This is a genomic window from Pantoea sp. RIT-PI-b (genome assembly GCF_001187905.1).
GTDB classification, from domain to species: domain Bacteria; phylum Pseudomonadota; class Gammaproteobacteria; order Enterobacterales; family Enterobacteriaceae; genus Pantoea; species Pantoea nemavictus.
In genome coordinates, this window is sequence record NZ_LGIS01000012.1 from 616,073 (window position 1) to 632,983 (window position 16,911).

At 53.5% G+C, this 16,911-nt stretch carries 13 protein-coding genes; 5 read left to right on the forward strand and 8 right to left on the reverse strand.

Going from position 1 to position 16,911, the window contains the following annotated elements; all coding sequences use genetic code 11:
• Window positions 1-128: 128 nt before the first annotated feature.
• The 3 genes from ompC to pncB form a co-directional block, all read right to left on the reverse strand.
• Window positions 129-1,241, reverse strand: a complete 1,113-nt coding sequence (ompC, locus tag AC790_RS04520) for a porin OmpC (protein WP_049851028.1) — start codon at window positions 1,239-1,241, stop codon at window positions 129-131.
• A gap of 299 nt (window positions 1,242-1,540) precedes the next feature.
• Window positions 1,541-2,941: an asparagine--tRNA ligase gene (asnS, locus tag AC790_RS04525; protein ID WP_049851029.1), complete on the reverse strand. Its 1,401-nt coding sequence runs from the start codon at window positions 2,939-2,941 to the stop codon at window positions 1,541-1,543.
• Between the two features lie 147 nt (window positions 2,942-3,088).
• On the reverse strand, window positions 3,089-4,294 hold the full coding sequence (gene pncB / locus AC790_RS04530; RefSeq protein ID WP_049851216.1) for a nicotinate phosphoribosyltransferase: 1,206 nt from the start codon (window positions 4,292-4,294) through the stop codon (window positions 3,089-3,091).
• 253 nt (window positions 4,295-4,547) lie between these two features.
• Between pncB and pepN the strand changes: the two genes are divergently transcribed.
• A complete protein-coding gene (pepN, locus tag AC790_RS04535) occupies window positions 4,548-7,163 on the forward strand; it encodes an aminopeptidase N (RefSeq protein WP_049851030.1) in 2,616 nt (871 codons plus the stop codon).
• Between the two features lie 79 nt (window positions 7,164-7,242).
• On the opposite strand, the gene ssuB is transcribed toward pepN, so the two are convergent.
• The 5 genes from ssuB to ssuE are packed head-to-tail and all read right to left on the reverse strand — an operon-like array spanning window position 7,243 to window position 11,509.
• Entirely contained in the window at window positions 7,243-8,034 is a 792-nt protein-coding gene (gene ssuB / locus AC790_RS04540) for an aliphatic sulfonates ABC transporter ATP-binding protein (protein WP_049851031.1), read from the reverse strand.
• Window positions 8,031-8,819, reverse strand: a complete 789-nt coding sequence (gene ssuC / locus AC790_RS04545) for an aliphatic sulfonate ABC transporter permease SsuC (protein ID WP_007887383.1) — start codon at window positions 8,817-8,819, stop codon at window positions 8,031-8,033. The genes ssuB and ssuC overlap by 4 nt, the downstream gene beginning before the upstream one ends.
• An 11-nt stretch (window positions 8,820-8,830) precedes the next feature.
• Window positions 8,831-9,976, reverse strand: coding sequence for an FMNH2-dependent alkanesulfonate monooxygenase (gene ssuD, locus AC790_RS04550; RefSeq protein ID WP_049851032.1), 1,146 nt, complete (start codon window positions 9,974-9,976; stop codon window positions 8,831-8,833).
• A 2-nt stretch (window positions 9,977-9,978) separates the two neighbouring features.
• Window positions 9,979-10,947 (reverse strand): sulfonate ABC transporter substrate-binding protein, encoded by a 969-nt coding sequence (locus AC790_RS04555; protein WP_007887376.1) that lies wholly within the window; start codon window positions 10,945-10,947, stop codon window positions 9,979-9,981.
• Between the two features lie 10 nt (window positions 10,948-10,957).
• Entirely contained in the window at window positions 10,958-11,509 is a 552-nt protein-coding gene (gene ssuE, locus AC790_RS04560) for an NADPH-dependent FMN reductase (protein ID WP_007887375.1), read from the reverse strand.
• A 754-nt stretch (window positions 11,510-12,263) separates the two neighbouring features.
• On the opposite strand from ssuE, the gene AC790_RS04565 reads away from it, so the two are divergent.
• The 4 genes from AC790_RS04565 to pyrD all read left to right on the forward strand — a co-directional run bounded on the left by AC790_RS04565 (window position 12,264) and on the right by pyrD (window position 16,841).
• Window positions 12,264-13,091 carry a hypothetical protein gene (locus tag AC790_RS04565; protein ID WP_049851033.1) on the forward strand — a complete coding sequence of 276 codons (828 nt, stop codon included), beginning with the start codon at window positions 12,264-12,266 and terminating at the stop codon, window positions 13,089-13,091.
• 98 nt (window positions 13,092-13,189) lie between these two features.
• The gene (locus AC790_RS04570; protein ID WP_049851034.1) at window positions 13,190-14,707 is read left to right on the forward strand and encodes a lipopolysaccharide biosynthesis protein; all 1,518 of its coding nucleotides are present in this window, start codon (window positions 13,190-13,192) and stop codon (window positions 14,705-14,707) included.
• Window positions 14,708-14,709: 2 nt separating this feature from the next.
• Window positions 14,710-15,711 (forward strand): glycosyltransferase, encoded by a 1,002-nt coding sequence (locus tag AC790_RS04575; RefSeq protein ID WP_235440726.1) that lies wholly within the window; start codon window positions 14,710-14,712, stop codon window positions 15,709-15,711.
• Window positions 15,712-15,830: 119 nt separating this feature from the next.
• Window positions 15,831-16,841 (forward strand): quinone-dependent dihydroorotate dehydrogenase, encoded by a 1,011-nt coding sequence (gene pyrD, locus AC790_RS04580; RefSeq protein ID WP_007887371.1) that lies wholly within the window; start codon window positions 15,831-15,833, stop codon window positions 16,839-16,841.
• The last annotated feature ends 70 nt before the right edge of the window (window positions 16,842-16,911 follow it).

Consider the following 16,911-nt stretch of genomic DNA (forward strand, 5'->3'; position numbering starts at 1 on the left):
CCGTTGATATAAAAAAGAAATAGGGCGGGTGCTGAAAGTAGAAAAGCTAATTGCGAAGCCGATCACTGAAATGCAAAACGGAGCCCGAAGGCTCCGTTTTTAGGTATTACGCAACTCTAATCGGATGATTAGAACTGGTAAACCAGGCCAACGCCAACTACGTCGTCGGTGCTTACGCCCTGAGCACGGGTGTAATCGTTGTCATCCAGCAGGTTGATTTTGTAGTCAACATACGCAGACATGTTTTTGTTGAAGTAGTAGTAGGTGCCCACTTCGATGTATTTAACCAGGTCAGCATCGCCACCAGCGAAGGTCGCACCGTTGTCGGTGTTAGTGTTGCCATTCAGCTGCTTGCCTTTAGACTGCAGGTAAGCGATGGATGGGCGCAGACCGAAATCGAACTGATACTGTGCAACCACTTCGAAGTTCTGAGTTTTGTTAGCAGTCTGACGAGCGAAGCTACCGTAAGCAGTGGTGTTACGTGATTCACCGTAGAATGCTGCCAGGTATACGTTGTTCGCGTCATATTTCAGACCGAAACCGTATGCGTCAGCTTTGTCGCCGTTGCCATCTGCAACTTGATCGTTGGTACGGTCAGAAGAGAAGTAAGAACCGACAGCGCTGATGCCCATACCGGTGTCATACGCTACAGAAGTACCCCAGCCGTCGCCGTTCTGTGCCAGTGGGTCACGAGAACCTTCGTTTTTGCCCTGGTACTGTGCTGCGAAGCTCAGGCCTTCAACCAGACCGAAGAAGTTGCTGTTACGGTAAGTAGCCAGACCGCTTGAACGACCAATCATGAAGTTGTCGTTGTCTTGATACAGGGTATCATCACCGAACACTGGCAGTTGGTCAGTGTAAGACATTGCGTCATAGATAACGCCGTAGTTACGACCGTAGTCGAATGAACCTGCATCACCAAATTTCAGACCGGCGAAGCCCAGACGGGTTTTGTTGCCGTCTTGCGCATCAGCGCCTTCAGTGTTGTTAGCCTGAACGTTGTATTCCCACTGGCCATAACCGGTCAGCTGGTCGGTAATCTGAGTTTCACCCTTGAAGCCGAAGCGAACATACGTTGCATCGCCATCATTACCAGCGTCATCAGAGAAAGTGTGACGTGCATCAACTTTACCGTACAGGTCCAGTTTGTTGCCGTCTTTGTTATAAATTTCTGCTGCGTTTGCTGCGCCTGCAGCTAACAGAGCTGGGATAACCACTGCAAGAATGTTGCGCTTCATCATTTTTTATTACCCTCATTGGAGTTATTTGGACATCTGCCACTGCTGCCAAGAAATCTTTACAGAACCTTGAAAGAAGTTTGATGTCTCCTGTGTCTGCACGCATCTTTCCATCACGGGGTTGCTAATTCTAGCCCGAAGATGATTCAAATCTCGCAATTGAGTATCAAAAGGAAAAATTGTATTACAATTTGTAAAATATCGGGAACTTTGTGAGAGAACTCTAAATTTACAAAAATAAAAAAAGGCCGGCTAGGCCGACCTCTTTATATATATGAATTACTTATAATTAATCGCTAATTTTAGAAATTCGCATTGCGTGGGGTACGTGGGAAGGGGATAACATCCCTTACATTTTGTACGCCGGTGACATAGGCGATTAATCGTTCGAAACCTAATCCGAAGCCTGCATGTGGGACGGTGCCGTAACGACGCAGGTCACGATACCACCAATAATCTTCTTTATTCAGGCCCATTTCTGCCAGACGCGCATCCAGTACATCCAGACGCTCTTCACGCTGCGAACCACCGATGATTTCGCCGATACCCGGCGCGAGGACATCCATCGCTGCCACGGTTTTGCCATCGTCGTTCATACGCATATAGAAAGCTTTGATGTCTTTCGGATAGTTTTTCACTACCACCGGTGCTTTAAAGTGCTGCTCGGCAAGGTAACGCTCGTGTTCAGATGAGAGATCCACGCCCCAAGACACTGGGTTCTCGAAGGTTTGGCCGCTTTTCAGCAGGATCTCTACCGCATCGGTATAATCCACCTGCGCAAAATCGGTCTGAACAAAACGTTCCAAACGGGCAACTGCATCTTTGTCAACGCGCTCCGCAAAGAAAGCCATGTCATCCGCGCGCTCATTCAACACCGCCTGGAACACGTATTTCAGCATGGCTTCAGCCAGGGCTGCGGCATCATCCAGCGTTGCGAAAGCCACTTCTGGCTCAAGCATCCAGAATTCCGCCAGATGGCGGCTGGTGTTGGAGTTTTCAGCACGGAAGGTTGGGCCAAAGGTATACACCTTAGAGAGCGCACAGGCATAGGTTTCGGCATTGAGCTGACCAGATACGGTCAGGAACGCCTCTTTGCCGAAGAAATCTTTATCGAAATCGATTTTGCCCTGCGGATCGCGCGGCAGGTTTTCCATGTCGAGCGTCGACACGCGGAACATCTCGCCAGCACCTTCCGTATCCGAAGCGGTGATCAGCGGAGTGGAGACCCAGAAATAACCGTTTTCGTGGAAGAAGCGATGCAGCGCCTGCGCCAGCGTATGACGTACGCGAGCCACGGCGCCAACCAGGTTGGTACGCGGACGCAAATGCGCCACTTCGCGCAGGTATTCGATGCTGTGACGTTTTGCCGCCATGGGATAGGTATCTGGATCGTCAACCCAGCCGGTGACTTCAACCTGGGTCGCCTGCAGCTCAAATGCCTGGCCTTCGCCCGGTGATTCCACCACTTTGCCGGTAATGATCACGGAACAGCCGGTGGTCAGACGCAGCACTTCATCCTGATAATTATTCAGAGAATTATTGACGACGGCCTGAACGGGATTAAAGCAGGAACCGTCGTAAACGGCGATAAAGGAAAGACCAGCTTTGGAATCTCTTCGGGTACGCACCCAACCACGTACGGTGACTTCACTGTCAACCGCGACACGGCCGTGCAGTACATCCGCTACAGGCACAACGCTCATAAAGTTCTCTCTATATATATAGTGGATAAAAGCCCTTTTTCGGGGTTTTGCTATGTTACTTGCGAGCCAACAGGAAACAAGCAAAATTGGCAGGTGAAAGGGAGATTTGTTGACGAGAAGCAGGGTGCAAGCACCCTGTAATAGGAATCAGCTGGCTCTTTTGACCAGCGGCAGATCGAAAGCTTTGCGCAAGGCACGCACGAAGGCTTTATCCTGGCATATGGTTTTGCCAGGGCTATCGGAGAGTTTTGCCACCGGTTTGCCATTGCAGCTCACCAGTTTGATCACGATATTCAGTGGCGTAACGCCGGGAATATCGCAGGACAAACGCGTACCGATGCCGAATACCACATTGGCGCGTTGACCAAAATGACGATAGAGCGCCAGCGCTTTGTCCAGATTGAGGTTATCTGAGAACACCAGCGTTTTGCTTTTCGGGTCGATATCCAGACGCTGATAGTGCGCAATGGCTTTCTCGCCCCATTCCACCGGATCGCCGGAATCGTGACGCAAACCCTGATAACGATGGGCGAAGCCTGGCCCAAAGTCGCGCAGGAAGGCGTCCATCGTGATGCAGTCAGTGAGTGCGATGCCCAATTGATCATCATACTCATCCAGCCACGATTGCAGCGCGGCGCGTTGGCTATTCGCCAGCACCGGGCTAATCTGCTGATGCGCCTGGAACCATTCATGCGCCTGAGTACCCACCGGATTAAGTTGCAGACGGCGCGCCAAATCGTAGTTACTGGTGCCAACCAACCACGGGAATTCGGCTTTTAGCGCACTGACAATCGCTTCCTGCACCGCTTTGGAGTAGCGGCGACGCGTGCCGAAATCCATCAGTTGGAAGCGCGACATATCCAAATCACCCACCTGCTGACGGAACGCCACCAGCTTGTCATGCAAGTGCGCTACCGCCTGGTCCACACCCATCTGCGGCGTGCGATGACGATGCACGACTTCACTGATCAACGCCAGCAACGGCACTTCCCACAGAATCACTTCACGCCACGGACCATGAATCTGAATCGTCAGATGGCCATTGTCGTTGCGGACATTTACCTGTGAAGGATCGAGGCGGAACTGGCGCAGCCAGTTGAGGTAATCGGTTTGAAAGAAGGGGAGCCCGCTAAGGTAGTGATACTCATCGTCGCTAAGGGCAAGCGTTTGCAGGGTTTCAATTTGTGCGCGGATCTCGTCCGCATAAATACCCAGCAGTTCATCGCCACGGCAGCGAAATTCCGCCGTAACCGGGACATCATAATAGCGATGATAGACGGCCTGCTGCATATGAAGCTTGTACGCATCGGTATCAAGCAGCGTGGTCAAAATCGGGGAAGCATGTCCAGTCATGGTGCGTTTCAGCATCCTCTTCCGCGGAGCAGAGCCCGGTGTTCAACAAAGTCATAAAGACGCAGGAGTATAAAACAGTAATGACCGCGATCACACCATAATTGCGGGTGGCAGGTCGAGGGTCATTTGTGCCATTGTTAATGAATTGTAGCCTTTTCAACGAAGGCACGCATTGTGCGTAGCAACGAAGGCACAACCCGCTTAGACTTTGACGGGTCAACATATTAACGATTAAAAGATGCGAGAAGGACTTATGACGCAACAGCCGCAAATTAAATATCGCCACGATTACCGTGCGCCGGATTACACCATTACCGACATCGACCTGACGTTTGAACTGGATGCCGCCTCTACGCGCGTTACGGCGGTCAGTCAGGTCAAGCGACTGGGTGCTGCGGATGCGGAGCTGCGCCTTGATGGTGAAGACCTCACGCTGGTGTCGCTAGCGGTGGATGGCAATCCATGGTCGCATTATCGCGAAGAAGAGGGCGCGTTGTTCATTAGCCAGGTGCCGGACAACTTTACCTTGACCATCATTAATGACATCCATCCGGATAAAAACACCGCGCTGGAAGGGTTATATCAATCTGGCGAAGCGCTTTGTACCCAATGTGAAGCCGAAGGTTTCCGCCACATCACCTGGTATCTCGACCGCCCGGATGTGCTGGCGCGCTTTACCACCACCATTATTGCCGATGCCGCACGCTATCCTTATTTACTCTCGAACGGCAACAAGCTGGAGAGCGGGCGCCATGAAGATGGCCGTCATTGGGTGAAGTGGCAAGATCCCTTCCCGAAACCCTGTTACCTGTTTGCGCTGGTAGCCGGTGATTTCGACGTGCTACGTGACAGTTTCACCACCCGCTCAGGCCGCGATGTGGCGCTGGAGATCTTTGTCGACCGCGGCAATCTGGATCGCGCCGATTGGGCGATGACCTCGCTAAAAGCCAGCATGAAGTGGGATGAAGAGCGCTTCAACCTCGAGTATGACCTCGACATCTTTATGATCGTTGCGGTGGATTTCTTCAATATGGGCGCGATGGAGAACAAAGGTCTCAACGTCTTCAACTCCAAATATGTGCTGGCGAAAGCCGAAACGGCCACCGACAAAGATTATCTTGGCATTGAAGCGGTTATTGGACATGAGTATTTCCACAACTGGACGGGTAACCGCGTCACCTGCCGCGACTGGTTCCAGCTCAGCCTGAAAGAGGGCCTGACGGTGTTCCGCGATCAGGAGTTCAGTTCAGACCTCGGTTCACGTGCGGTCAACCGCATTGATAATGTGCGCGTGATGCGTGGTGCGCAGTTTGCCGAAGACGCCAGCCCCATGGCGCATCCGATCCGACCGGATCAGGTGATCGAGATGAACAACTTCTACACCTTAACGGTATACGAGAAAGGTTCGGAAGTGATCCGCATGATGCACACCTTGCTCGGCGAAGAGAATTTCCAGAAGGGCATGCAGCTCTATTTCGAGCGCCACGATGGCAGCGCTGCCACCTGTGATGATTTTGTGCAGGCGATGGAAGATGCCTCCAACGTTGATCTTTCTCAGTTCCGCCGCTGGTACAGCCAGGCGGGCACGCCAATCCTGACGGTGCGCGATGACTACAATCCTGAGCTTGAGCAGTACACGCTGCATGTCACCCAGCGTACGCCGGCCACCGCCGAGCAGAAAGAGAAACTGCCGCTACACATTCCGCTGGATATCGAACTGTACGATAACGAAGGCAACGTGATCCCGCTGCAGCACAACGGACATCCGGTGCATCACGTGCTGAACGTCACCGAAGAGTTCCAGACTTTTATTTTCGACAAAGTCTATTTCCAGCCGGTGCCCTCACTGCTGCGTGAATTCTCCGCGCCGGTGAAGCTCGACTATAAATGGAGCGATGCGCAGCTCACCTTCCTGATGCGTCACGCGCGCAACGATTTCGCCCGCTGGGATGCGGCACAGAGTCTGCTGGCCACTTACATTCGTCTGAATGTGGCCCGCCATCAGCAGGGGCAGCCGCTGTCGCTGCCGCTGCATGTCGCCGATGCATTCCGCGCGGTGCTGCTGGATGAGCAGGGCGATCCGGCGCTGAAAGCGTTGATTCTGTCGCTGCCCTCTGAGAATGAAATTGCGGAACTGTTTGATGTCATCGATCCGCTGGCGATCTCGGCGGTGCGCGATGCGCTGGTACGTACGCTGGCTAAAGAGTTGAGTGATGAATTCTTTGCCCTCTATCTGGCCAACCAAAGCAACGAATACAAAATTGAGCATGCAGAAATTGGCAAGCGCACGCTGAAAAACGTCTGCCTTGGCTATCTGGCGTTTGCCGATGCGGCACAAGCAGACAAGCTGGTGCAGGCGCAATATCAGCAGGCGAACAACATGACCGACGCGTTAGCGGCGCTGGCTGCGGCCGTAGCGGCGAATCTGCCGTGCCGCGATACCTTGTTAGCCGCATACGACGAGCGCTGGCATCAGGATGGTTTGGTGATGGATAAATGGTTTGTGCTGCAAGCCACCAGCCCGGCGGCGGATGTGCTGAGCAAGGTGCGCGAACTGCTGCATCACCGATCATTCACCATGGGCAACCCGAACCGTATTCGTTCGCTGATTGGGGCATTTGCTTCTGCTAATCCGGCGGCATTCCACGCCAAAGATGGCAGCGGCTATCAGTTCCTGGTAGAGATGTTGACCGATCTCAATACGCGTAACCCGCAGGTGGCCGCGCGGATGATCGAGCCGTTGATTCGTCTGAAGCGTTACGATGCCGACCGTCAGGCGTTGATGCGCAAGGCGCTGGAGACGTTGAAAGGGTTGGATAAGCTGTCTGGCGATCTGTACGAGAAGATCACTAAAGCATTGAACGCTTAAGAAAACAATGCGCAATAAATTGCGCCGCTACGGGACTTTGCACGTATTTGTAGCGGCGCGATTTATCGCGCGTCTTTGATCAACTCTGCTGTGCAAACTTCAGCGGCTGCTCCGATGAACCTCGCTTCATCACGCGATCCAGCACTTCGGCCTCCAGTTCCGCCAGACGCGCAGATCCGCGACGGCGCGGACGCGGCAAATCGACCAGCAAATCCAGCCCAATCTGTCCCTCCTCAATCAGCAGCACGCGATCGGCGATCGCCACCGCTTCGCTAACATCGTGCGTCACCAGCAGCACGGTGAAGTTATGCTGCTGCCATAGCGACTCAATCAATCCCTGCATTTCAATACGCGTTAATGCATCCAGCGCACCCAGCGGTTCGTCGAGCAGCAGCAAACCGGGACGGTGAATCAGCGCACGCGCCAGCGCCACGCGCTGTTTCTGACCGCCGGACAAGGCTGCGGGCCACTCATTGGCGCGGTCGGCCAAACCAACGGCATCCAGCGCTTCCAGTGCGGCGGCACGCCATTCGCGGCCTTTCAGTCCCAGTCCAACGTTATCAATCACCTTTTTCCACGGCAGCAGGCGTGAATCCTGGAACATCAGCCGCGTGTCTTCACGTGCTTGCGATAACGGCGCATTTCCGGCCAGTAAGGCACCGCGCGTGGTGGATTCCAGGCCAGCTAACAGGCGCAGCAGGGTACTTTTGCCACAGCCGCTGCGGCCAACAACTGCAACAAACTGTCCGGACGGAATGTGCAGATCAATATTGTTCAGGATGGTGCGATCGCCATATTGCTTGCTGACGCCCTTTACGCCAACCGGTGTACCGCGATTCAGGCGCGCCGGATTTAGGGTTGCGTTGCTCATGCGTTCTCCTTCAATTGATAGGCCGGATGCCAGCGCAGCCAGACGCGCTCCAGCAGTTGTGCCGCGACGTCAGCCAGTTTGCCGAGCAGGGCATAGAGAATGATGGCCACCACCACCACATCGGTTTGCAGGAATTCACGGGCGTTCATTGCCAGATAACCAATGCCGGAGTTAGCGGAAATGGTCTCGGCGACAATCAAGGTCAGCCACATCAGGCCGAGAGCAAAACGCACGCCGACCATAATGGACGGCAGCGCACCCGGCAAAATCACCTGAATGAATAAGCTCCAGCCGGATAAACCATAGCTGCGCGCCATCTCCACCAGGCCACGATCAATGTTGCGAATACCGTGATAAGTGTTGAGATAAATCGGGAACAGAGTACCCAGCGCCACGAGGAAAATCTTGGCGGATTCGTCAATACCGAACCACAAAATCACCAGCGGAATCAGCGCCAGATGCGGTACGTTACGCAGCATCTGCACCGAGGTATCCAGCAAGCGTTCACCCACGCGTGAAGTGCCGGTAATCAAACCCAGAATCAAACCAATCGAACCGCCAATGGAGAAGCCGATAGCGGCGCGCCAGCTGCTGATCGCCAGGTTCTGCCACAGTTCACCGCTTACCGTCAGCTTCCAGAAGGTGATGAGGATATTTTCCGGCGACGGCAGAATGCGCGTCGACAGCCAGCCCACCTGCGATGCCAGTTGCCACACCGCAATCAGCACCACCGGCAAAACCCAGGGCAGTACCGCATTCGTCAACCTGGTTTTAACGTTCGCCATCATCTGCTCCTTTAGCTCTGCGACACTTTTTGTGGCGTGAAATCATTGGCTACCGCTTCCCCATGCGCTTGCACCACGCGTGGTTGCGGTACGTCCGGAATGGCCAGATCGAGGTGCGGGAACAGCAGCTCACCCACGCGATACGCCTCTTCCAGATGCGGATAACCGGAGAGAATAAAGGTCTCGATGCCGAGATCGCTGTACTCCTGCATGCGCGCCGCCACGGTTGGACCATCGCCCACCAGTGCGGTGCCGGCGCCACCACGAACTAAACCTACGCCAGCCCACAGATTCGGGCTGATCTCCAGCTTGTCGCGGCGGCCACCGTGCAGCGCGGCCATACGTTGCTGACCGACCGAATCAGTGCGTGCAAACGCCGCCTGCGCTTTGGCAATGGTGGCATCGTCGAGATGGGCAATCAGGCGATCTGCCGCCTGCCACGCTTCTTCATTGGTTTCACGCACAATGACGTGCAGACGAATACCGAAGCGAACGGTGCGACCTTGTGCCGCCGCTTTGGCCCGCACCTGCTCAATCTTCTCTTTTACTAAGGCTGGCGGTTCGCCCCAGGTGAGATAAACATCGACCTGCTCGGCGGCCAGATCCTGGGCCGCATCCGACGATCCCCCAAACCACAGCGGTGGACGCGGCTGCTGCACCGGTTTAAACATCAGGCGCGCACCGCGCACTTTCACGTGCTTGCCATCGTAATCGACGGTTTCGCCTTCGGTGACCCGACGCCAGACGCGGGTAAACTCAGCGGACTCTTCATAGCGTTCACGGTGATCAAGGAACACACCATCGCCGGCGAGCTCTTCCGGATCGCCGCCGGTGACCAGATTAAACAGCGCACGACCATTCGACAGACGATCGAGCGTGGCCGCCTGACGCGCAGCCTGAGTTGGCGATATCACGCCCGGACGCAGCGCGACCAGGAAGCGCAGGCGCTGCGTGACCGGAATTAAAGATGCCGCTACCAGCCAGGCATCTTCACAGGAGCGACCAGTGGGAATCAGCACGCCGCCGAAACCGAGGCGATCCGCCGCCTGCGCAATCTGTTGCAGGTAGCCGTGATCAACCGGGCGCGAGCCTTCCGCCGTGCCGAGATAGTGACCATCGCCGTGAGTCGGGAGAAACCAGAATACGGATACGCTCATGATTAATTTCCTTTAGGCTGGGCGGATTGTGGCTGCCAGATGCGATCGGCGATATTCACTTTTACCGGCATCAGATGATTGGCATAAAACAGATCGGCCGTTTGCTGTTGGGCCTGCGCGGTATGGGCGCTGACCGGCGTAATGGTGGTCGGTGGACGATGGTCGAGATAGCTGGCAATCACCGGCTTCGGTAAGCCCATCGCCTGCGCCAGCAGATCGATACTCTGGTCGCGCTGGCTGTGGGTTAATGCATCGGCATCGCTGAAGGTGTTCAGCACCTGCTGCACGAATGCGCCGTTAGCCTCGGTGTATTTGCGCGTGGCTAGATAGAAGGAGCCGGTTTGATTGAGCTTGCTGCCATCGACCAGCACACGCACGTTGCCCTGCAGCAGGGCGGCAGAGTAGTAAGGATCCCAAATCGCCCAGGCATCCACGTCACCTTGCTGGAAAGCCGCGCGCGCATCGGCGGGGGTTAAATAGGTGGGTTGAATGTCTTTAAAACTCAGTCCGGCTTGTTCCAGGGCGCGCAGCAGAAGATTGTGCGAGCTGGAGCCTTTCTGGAACGCCACCTTATGGCCTTTCAGATCGGCTACGCTGTGGATCGGGCTCTCTTTCGGCACCAGAATCACTTCCGCCTGCGGTTTTGGTGGTTCAGATCCGACATACAACAGATCGGCGCCAGCAGCCTGGGCAAACAGTGGCGGGATATCGCCGGTGCTACCCAAATCAATACTGTCGACGTTGAGCGCTTCCAGCATTTGCGGCCCAGCCGGGAATTCCACCCACTTTATCTGCGTGTGAGGAAAGCGCTGCTCCAGCAGCTTATGGCTTTTCGCCAACACCATGCTGACCGAACCCTTTTGATAACCAATGCGTAGCTGTTCCGGTGCATCAGCGGCCTGGGCTGTAACGCTTAAAGCCAGTAGTCCCGCTACAGCGGGGAGCAGCAAGCCCGTCAATATCCGTTTCATCATGCTTCCTTTATACCGCTTGTGCGTAGGGTTGATGGCGACGATGCAGCGCGTGCCAGAAGGTATCCAGCGCCTCATCAATGCGTTGCGACAGCAGCGGATCTAACAGCGGCTGGCGATCGTAATCGGTAATCTGGCCGTCAGTGGCGAATACGCCGTGCAATACTTCCTGCGCTTTCAGCGCGTTGAGCACCGGCTTCAGCGCATAATCGACCGCCAGCAGGTGTGATGAACTTCCGCCGCTCGCCAGTGGCAGGACCACTTTGTGTTCCAGTGCGCGCTCGGGCAGCAGATCAAGCAAGGTTTTCAACGCACCGGAAAACGAGGCTTTATAGATAGGGGTGGCGACGATTAAACCATCTGCCAGCGCCAAATCAGCTTTCAGAGCGGCTAATGCGGGGGAATCGAAGCGTGCATAAAGCAGATCTTCCGGCTGGAAGTTGTGAATATTCCATGGAATGACGTCAACACCGCGTGCCTCCAGCGCGTGCTGGCACAGGCTGAGCAGTGCTGTAGAGCGTGAAGGGAAGCGAGGGCTGCCCGCCAGCGTAATAACCCGCATAGTCACTCCTTATAACTGAAAGTTATTGATTATCTAATATTCAGAACTGATGTGTTCAATACTGTCAGAGCGGGGGGCGAGGCTTAAATGATTTATCTGGTAATCCTAAGTCGTAAAATGGGATAGCCAGAGACATATAAAGGAAGACGAATACAGGCCGGTTAGCATGCTTAGGGTTAATCCGAAAAGCCGGGAAAAAACGGCGTAGTTATATTAATCAGCACAGCGTGTTTATCTCGGTTAATGGTTAAACACATTGATGAAAGGGTTTAATAGAGGCGTTTACGCGGATACAGATTTGCACAGATGGCAACATGATACCGCGCTGGCGAAAACTGCCATTGAATCACAAGAAGAAAAATGCCGATTCAATCTTATTCTATTCACCTGGAATCGGAATTAGCTTAGGAGGAGCCCACTATTTCCTATTAATGAATGGTTTTTATTTGAGCGGGTGGTTGCGAAAAAGCCTACAAAGATTAATTACAAGACGGTTCTTATCTCTAGTAGCAAAACTTATTGTTACTTTTTGCCCGGCGATTTACTTTTTACTCAAGTTATATTGAACAATTATGAGCTTCATAAACGCAACGTAAAAGGTCGACGATGGAATTAAATCTCTCAGCCTGTTTATAATTGGTTGAGCTAATTTCCGCTAGAACTCAATAACGATACTGCGCTTATTTAATTAACGTCCACCTTTTGTGGCGTGTAATGCCGTTGTGGCAAACCAATTTTCCCCAGGGAGATGAATATGGAAAGAGCAACACGTGCTCAGGAATTTACTGAGCAGCAGGCTGCGCCTGTCACGTTTAATCGCCTCACGCCATCCAGTAAAATTGCAGAGGAGTTGGTGTGTTATTGGCTACAGGCTGATGCTGCGTCAGCCCATTTTACCTCTTCGCTGTTGCCCACCTTTCCGCACAGTACACCGTCCGACGATGATTTTCTGCTGTTCAGTGCAGAGCGCGGTGCCTTGCCCGCCAGCCTGCTACAGGATGTCGCGAAACTCAGCGATCAACGGCCTGAGCTAAACTGTTTCATTGTCTCTCTGGCAAAGCGAGAGCTGGCTGCCGGCTTGCATTCGTCTACCCAGCTGTTTCAGCAACTCCATGAGCAGCGCTGGTGGCAACAAGGCGCCTTTGCTGTGATTTTGCGCGCGGGCCTGGCCCGGAGCGGTGCGCCACTAAACCGGATTCAGGATGTGATGCTGGCGGGATTACTCCATACCCAAACCGCATGGGTGCTCGACTACGCCAGTGAAACGGCGCTTGCAGCGAACGTAAATGCCTCTCAGCCCTTCACTTATCAGCAATTTATTACTGATTATGAAAAACTCACACGTTTGTCACACTTTATTCCGGAGCGAAACCGCTACCGTGAAAGTTATTTACGCAGCGGCTTATTACAATTAGTCCAGCAGGAGTTGAGTAGCGCAGATAAATTCTCAGATAATATCCGTCATGCGTTGACTTACTTTGCAGATAATTTTCCAGTCCAGGGTGCAATGGAAAAACTTATGTTGAAACAACCTGACATCTATTTCTCTATTATGAAAATGAGAAAAAGGCTGGGTGCTTAGCGCCAACATTAATTTTAAGAATAACTCCGGTGTGCGCGTGAATGCTTTTATGTCACGCTTAAGGCCACTGAGATAAATCCCCAGATGCCAAAACACCTATGTCTATAAAACGTAACGCGATTGCCAACTACGTTGGCCAGATCTATCTGACGCTGTCAGGTATTTTGGTTGTACCCCTTTATATTCAACACTTAGGAATGGAAGCCTATGGATTAGTCGGCTTCTTTTCGATCTTATTAACCTGGCTGCAATTACTGGATGCCGGTGTTTCCACGACCTTAATGCGCGAAGCGGCGCGCTACCGGGCTAACCAGGCGGAATTTGTCTGGTTTCCTGCGCTGTTTGCCACCCTCACCAAATTTTTCCTGTTCTCCACCATCGTGCTGGTGGTGTTGGGCTGGCTGGCAACGCCGTGGATAGCGACCCACTGGCTGGATGCAAAGCATCTTCCGTCAGGTGATGTGGTGATTGCGGTGGCAATCATGGTGATCACTGCTGCAATCCGCTGGCGCACCAGTCCTTATCGCAGTGTGATTGTCGGCTTTGAGCATCAGGTATGGCTGAACGGCGTTAACCTGATCATCACCACGTTGCGTACCTTCGGCGCGGTGCTGGTCATTCAATTCTTCTCTAATCCGGTATTGGCCTTCTTTGTCTGGCAACTGCTGGTGTCGATTGCCGAGGCGGCCTGCTGCATTTACAAATCCTGCCAGCTGATTCCCCGAGCGGCACGCAAAGAGAAGCGCGGCGATCTCAAAGAGGTGCTCAAACCCTTCATTCGTTTTGCTCTCAGCGCGGCATTTTCCAGCGCGGTGTGGACCTTTATTTCGCAAATCGACCGTTTGGTCCTGTCCAAGACGCTGCCGTTGAGCGAATACGGTTCATTCACCGTGGTAGCAACCGCGGCTACCGGGATCCTGCTGCTGAGTAGTCCGATTATGCAGGCCATTGTGCCGCGCATGACCGGCATGAAAACGCGTAAAGAGGGCGATGCGGAGTCGCTGAAGCTCTATCGCTACACCACGCAAGCGGTAGCGATCTTCATGGCGCCGCTCAGCATTACCATTGCCTGCTATGCCGGGCCGCTGCTGTGGGCGTGGACGCAGAAGAGCCAGATTGTTGATGAGATGTCGTTTGTCCTCAGCCTGTACGCGTTGGGGAGCGGTATTCAGGCAATCTGTGGCTTGCTCTATCACCTGCAGTACATCAACGGCAATCTCAAGCTGCATATGAAAGGGTTCACCTGCTTTGCCGTGCTGCTGGTGCCGCTCAATATCTGGTGCGCTATTCACTATGGCGCGTTGGGCACCGGTTGGCTGTGGCTGGGCCAGAACATTTTCTATTTGGTGGGTTGGGCGTGGCTGGTGCATCGCCGCTTCGCACCAGGCATTCATTTCACCTGGTTAACCCGCGACGTGATGCTGATTTGGGCGGTTTCTGCGGCAATTGCCTGGCTGAGTACCTTGTTGCCTATCGAGTGGAATCAAAATCGCTGGATCAACCTGCTGTGGCTGGCGGTGATCGGTGCCTTCAATCTCGGCGTGTGCTGCTTACTGCATAGCGTGGTGTTGAAGCGCCTCAGAATTCCGTTGTTTAACGTTGAGGAAAGAGGATGAGCATGATGTCATCTCACCGTATCCCTACGGTTTCGGTCATCATTCCGAACTGGAATTGCGCGCCCTGGCTGCCAGAGGCGATGAGTTCACTGCTGCGTCAGTCATCGCCGCCGGAACAGATCATTGTTATCGACGATGGCTCCAGTGATAACAGCGTTGCCTGGTTAACGGAATTTGCTGAGCAGCACCCGCAGGTGGTGCTGCTCAGCGGCGAACGCGGTGGCGTCAGTGCGGCACGCATGAAAGGGCTGTCTGTCGCCACCGGCGATTTCGTTTACTTTATGGATGCGGACGATTTTGTCTCCACCGATCTGTTCGCCGATTTCCGCCGCGTACAGGCGCGCCATGACGATATCGATCTGTTCTGTTTCGGCGCGAAGATGTTTTTTGATCTGCCTGCGGCACAGCGGCACTATCAAACCATTCATCAGCGTCATGTTAGCGGGCTGTTGCCCGGCGGCAGCACCAGCTTGCGTACCTTGATGCAGCATCAATCGGCACATCGCGTGGTGTGGAGCAGCATTATTTCCCGCCGGTTGATTGATCAGCTGGCGCTGCAGTTTCTGCCGATCCAAAACCATGAAGATGCACCATACATGTTTGCGCTCTATCTGCAGGCGCGCAACATCTACTGCACCAGCCAAAGCTACTACTACAAACGCTTTATGCTGACATCGTTGTCGCAGAGCACCCGCGATTTTTCCTATGTGAAAAACTACTTTATTGCGCGCGCCAGTAGCGAGCAGTTCTTACGCGATCATCAACTGCCGGTCGATGCAACGCTGCTGGATAGCTATTACCAAACGGTGATGCAAAGCTGTTTAGCGCAAATTCGCAAAAATCATATGGTGATTCCCACAGATTGGCAGCCGCAGGTGAATCAGCTGGTGCGCAATGTGTTGCAGTACAGCGCGCGTCTAAAACTGATGTGGTACTGCCCAACGATTTACAGTGGGCTGCAGGTGTGTCGCGAGCAGCTTGGACGCTATTCTGCCCGGCGCTGATACCGATCAATTTGTGATGCAGTAGAACAATTTACTTTTGCGCCAGAGCACCTTACCATTCTGGCGCACAAATTCCCGTGCACCCCGACTTCCCTGATATCCGTCTTTGAGGAGAGTGCATGTTATATCCTATCGTCCGGCCGGCGCTGTTTAAGCTTGATCCTGAGCGTGCGCACGAACTCACCTTTCAACAACTGCGTTTTATCAGCGGTACGCCGCTGGAAGGGCTGATTCGCCAGTCGCTGCCTTCACGTCCGGTTACCTGTATGGGATTGACGTTCCCGAACGCACTCGGTTTAGCCGCCGGTCTCGATAAAAATGCGGAGTGCATTGACGCCTTCGGTGCAATGGGCTTTGGTTTTGTTGAAGTCGGAACCGTGACGCCACTTGCCCAGCCGGGCAACGACAAACCGCGCATGTTCCGTCTGGTGGCGGCGGAAGGGATTATTAACCGCATGGGCTTTAATAATCACGGTGTTGATCACCTGATTGCGAACGTTAAAAAGTCGCGCTTTAAAGGTATTCTCGGTATCAATATTGGTAAAAATAAAGATACGCCGGTCGAAAAAGGCAAAGACGATTATCTCATCTGCATGGAAAAGGTGTATGCCCACGCCGGTTATATTGCCATCAATATCTCCTCGCCGAACACGCCAGGATTACGCACGCTGCAATATGGCGAAGCGCTGGACGATCTTCTTTCCGCCATCAAATTAAAGCAAAAAGAGCTGCAAGAACGGCACCTTAAATATGTGCCAGTGGCGGTTAAGATCGCACCGGATCTTTCAGAAGAAGAATTGATTCAGGTGGCGAACAGTTTGGTGCGCCATGAAATTGACGGAGTGATTGCGACGAATACCACGCTCGATCGTTCGCTGGTAACCGGCCTTAAATATGCCGACGAGGCGGGCGGATTAAGTGGCCGTCCGGTGCAGTCGCGCAGCACCGAAGTGATTCGCCGCCTGGCGCAAGAGCTTCAGGGACGCTTACCTATTATTGGCGTAGGTGGCATTGATTCGCTGGTATCTGCGCGTGAAAAAATCGCCGCGGGTGCAACATTAGTGCAGATATACTCCGGATTTATTTATAAAGGCCCGGGTTTAATTAAAGATATCGTGACTCACCTCTAAGACATTTCCCACTTTACTGCGCCGAGGGGTTTATTTATCCCTTCGGCTCGTTTATATTTTGTCCTGCTGG

Bases quoted from the DNA above. Each gene is read 5' to 3' on its own strand.
- ompC (WP_049851028.1), bottom strand. From the start codon at position 1,241: ATGATGAAGCGCAACATTCTTGCAGTGGTTATCCCAGCTCTGTTAGCT.
- asnS (WP_049851029.1), bottom strand. From the start codon at position 2,941: ATGAGCGTTGTGCCTGTAGCGGATGTACTGCACGGCCGTGTCGCGGTT.
- pncB (WP_049851216.1), bottom strand. From the start codon at position 4,294: ATGACTGGACATGCTTCCCCGATTTTGACCACGCTGCTTGATACCGAT.
- pepN (WP_049851030.1), top strand. From the start codon at position 4,548: ATGACGCAACAGCCGCAAATTAAATATCGCCACGATTACCGTGCGCCG.
- ssuB (WP_049851031.1), bottom strand. From the start codon at position 8,034: ATGAGCAACGCAACCCTAAATCCGGCGCGCCTGAATCGCGGTACACCG.
- ssuC (WP_007887383.1), bottom strand. From the start codon at position 8,819: ATGGCGAACGTTAAAACCAGGTTGACGAATGCGGTACTGCCCTGGGTT.
- ssuD (WP_049851032.1), bottom strand. From the start codon at position 9,976: ATGAGCGTATCCGTATTCTGGTTTCTCCCGACTCACGGCGATGGTCAC.
- AC790_RS04555 (WP_007887376.1), bottom strand. From the start codon at position 10,947: ATGAAACGGATATTGACGGGCTTGCTGCTCCCCGCTGTAGCGGGACTA.
- ssuE (WP_007887375.1), bottom strand. From the start codon at position 11,509: ATGCGGGTTATTACGCTGGCGGGCAGCCCTCGCTTCCCTTCACGCTCT.
- AC790_RS04565 (WP_049851033.1), top strand. From the start codon at position 12,264: ATGGAAAGAGCAACACGTGCTCAGGAATTTACTGAGCAGCAGGCTGCG.
- AC790_RS04570 (WP_049851034.1), top strand. From the start codon at position 13,190: ATGTCTATAAAACGTAACGCGATTGCCAACTACGTTGGCCAGATCTAT.
- AC790_RS04575 (WP_235440726.1), top strand. From the start codon at position 14,710: ATGATGTCATCTCACCGTATCCCTACGGTTTCGGTCATCATTCCGAAC.
- pyrD (WP_007887371.1), top strand. From the start codon at position 15,831: ATGTTATATCCTATCGTCCGGCCGGCGCTGTTTAAGCTTGATCCTGAG.